This is a genomic window from Thermogutta sp. (genome assembly GCF_039793925.1).
Lineage (GTDB): Bacteria > Planctomycetota > Planctomycetia > Pirellulales > Thermoguttaceae > Thermogutta.
In genome coordinates this window covers 1-1,891 of sequence record NZ_JBAMME010000001.1, presented here as the reverse complement: position 1 = coordinate 1,891, position 1,891 = coordinate 1, and the positions used below count along the sequence as shown (strand labels likewise).

At 53.4% G+C, this 1,891-nt stretch carries 3 protein-coding genes; all 3 read right to left on the bottom strand.

The genetic code is table 11. The annotated features are described in order from the left end of the window. The coding region (locus ABJK56_RS00015) for a hypothetical protein (RefSeq protein WP_347242612.1) at positions 1-194 on the bottom strand (194 nt) is incomplete at its 3' end. 10 nt (positions 195-204) lie between these two features. Continuing rightward, positions 205-711 (bottom strand): hypothetical protein, encoded by a 507-nt coding sequence (locus tag ABJK56_RS00010; protein ID WP_347242610.1) that lies wholly within the window; start codon positions 709-711, stop codon positions 205-207. Between the two features lie 8 nt (positions 712-719). Continuing rightward, a complete protein-coding gene (locus tag ABJK56_RS00005) occupies positions 720-1,286 on the bottom strand; it encodes a hypothetical protein (protein ID WP_347242609.1) in 567 nt (188 codons plus the stop codon). Positions 1,287-1,891 lie beyond the last annotated feature (605 nt).

The following is a 1,891-nucleotide window of genomic DNA, read 5'->3' as shown; positions in this document are numbered from 1 at the left end:
CTTTTCTCCTCGAAGCGCCCATATAAGCCCTCCAGATGGAAGGCGGCACGATTCTTTTCGGCCGTCTTCCGGTCTGGGGTGATAAGTTTTTCTATTTTTGGCATTAAGGCGTCCTTGATTTCATCGGTCGCCAACACGAGGCAAGACCTATTACGGCCGCCTCCGAGATACATCAATTTAATTTCGTTTTCCATAGTCCATCCTTTATATTTCATTAAATTTTGCCCTGAGACAGGCAGGGCAGATTTTAATTGTCTGTCCACCCCTCTTTACCTCAAAGAGGTCGCTGACCTGCTTCCCGCAGACTGGGCAGGTCTTGAGAGGCGGATTATTTCTTATCTCCTCCTGCTGTTTGCGAAAAGCAGGAGTTGTGAGGCTTGCCCAATGACCGCCGCCGTTGGTCAAGGGCAACCAGAATCCGGGGATGCTGACTTTCGGGTCGCCCGGGTCGTGGGTGCGGACTTCAATCTGATTATCTGGATGTCCGCATTGAGTCAACCTCAAGACCCAGCAATTTGGACGAGTCTCAATGTGGGCGAAGAGCCCGTCAAGAATAAATACGGCCTGATTTTGTCGCCAGCCTCGCTGGCCGGCGACCTTTTCCGCCCATTTCTGGGCTATTGCCTTGCCCCAGTCATTGTCTGGGGCAAGAACCACGACCAGTTTCCCACTCGGGCGGATAAGAATCCCGATTTTGATTGTTGCTTCCATAACATTGTTTATTTAAAATCCCAGTCGGTAATCTCTATCCTCAAATCGCGGAAGAACTCAAGGATAGTCTGCCAGGTGACTGGTTGCCCTGGCGTGAGCTCAATCTCCAGCGGCTCAATGAGCTCGCTGAATGTCCCCTTGTATGTCTTGCGGTCACGGGGATCAAAGACCGTGAGGACCACGTCGTCGGGCGTGACCTCTACGATTTCGCCCGGTGGCGTGTCTTCCTGCCCCATCCAGAGACAGGTCTTCATTGCGAACGGATAGTCGTCCTCATAGACTATCCAATTTATTTGGTGCTCCAGACAATACGCCTGGAGCTTCTTAAATGCCTCTGGGCTCTCCTCCCAGAGGTCGTATATATGATAATAGGAGTCGTCACAACGTAAGGCGACCCCTAAAATTTCGGCGACCTCTTGCTTGCTGGGCCGCCACACCCCCATCGTTACGGTGGGGATTAACTGAAATAGCCTCTCGCCGCCAAGATGCCCGTTGTCGGTATATTGGAGCGCCGCCATAAAGTCGGGCGTCCAGTATCGCCCGGACGGAGAATCGTATGCACGATATAATACCATAAATCACCTCATATATATGAACGCTCTTGGCCGGCGGGACGTCACTTGACGAGGACTTTGTTTGGGGGTATCTTGAAGAGGGAGAAGCGAATTCCCGGCGGGAGTGACGTCCTGCCGTTGCCCGCCCGGCGCCACGTGGAGGCGGCGCTTTTGCCGGGCATCCCCGCGAGTCCTTGTTCGGGTTGCTGCCGTCCAGCACCCGCCGCCTTGGCCGGTCAAGCCTCACGTGGCGGATATCTCCTCGCGGAGGCGTCTGGTCGCCTTGCTTTTGCTTTGCGCCGGAGCGGCGATCCACTCGGTAGAGCGGAACCGGCGGAGGCAGGATATCCGAGAGCCAACTCTCTCCGGGACGCCTGCTCGTCCCGCCCCCTGATATCGTCGGAGGAATCCGCCCCTTGTTCTCGGCAGGGGCGCCGGAGGTTTTTGCGGGCGGTCGCCCGCGTGGTCTTCCCGCCACCGACTGGTCTATCTCGCCCAGTCTGATGCCAATATAATACATACCGTTATATATGTCAACACTTTTTTTAATTTTTTTTAAAATTTTTTTCTCGTTGAATATCAACGACTTACGCATTTGGACGAAAAAAAAATAAAAAAATATAAAA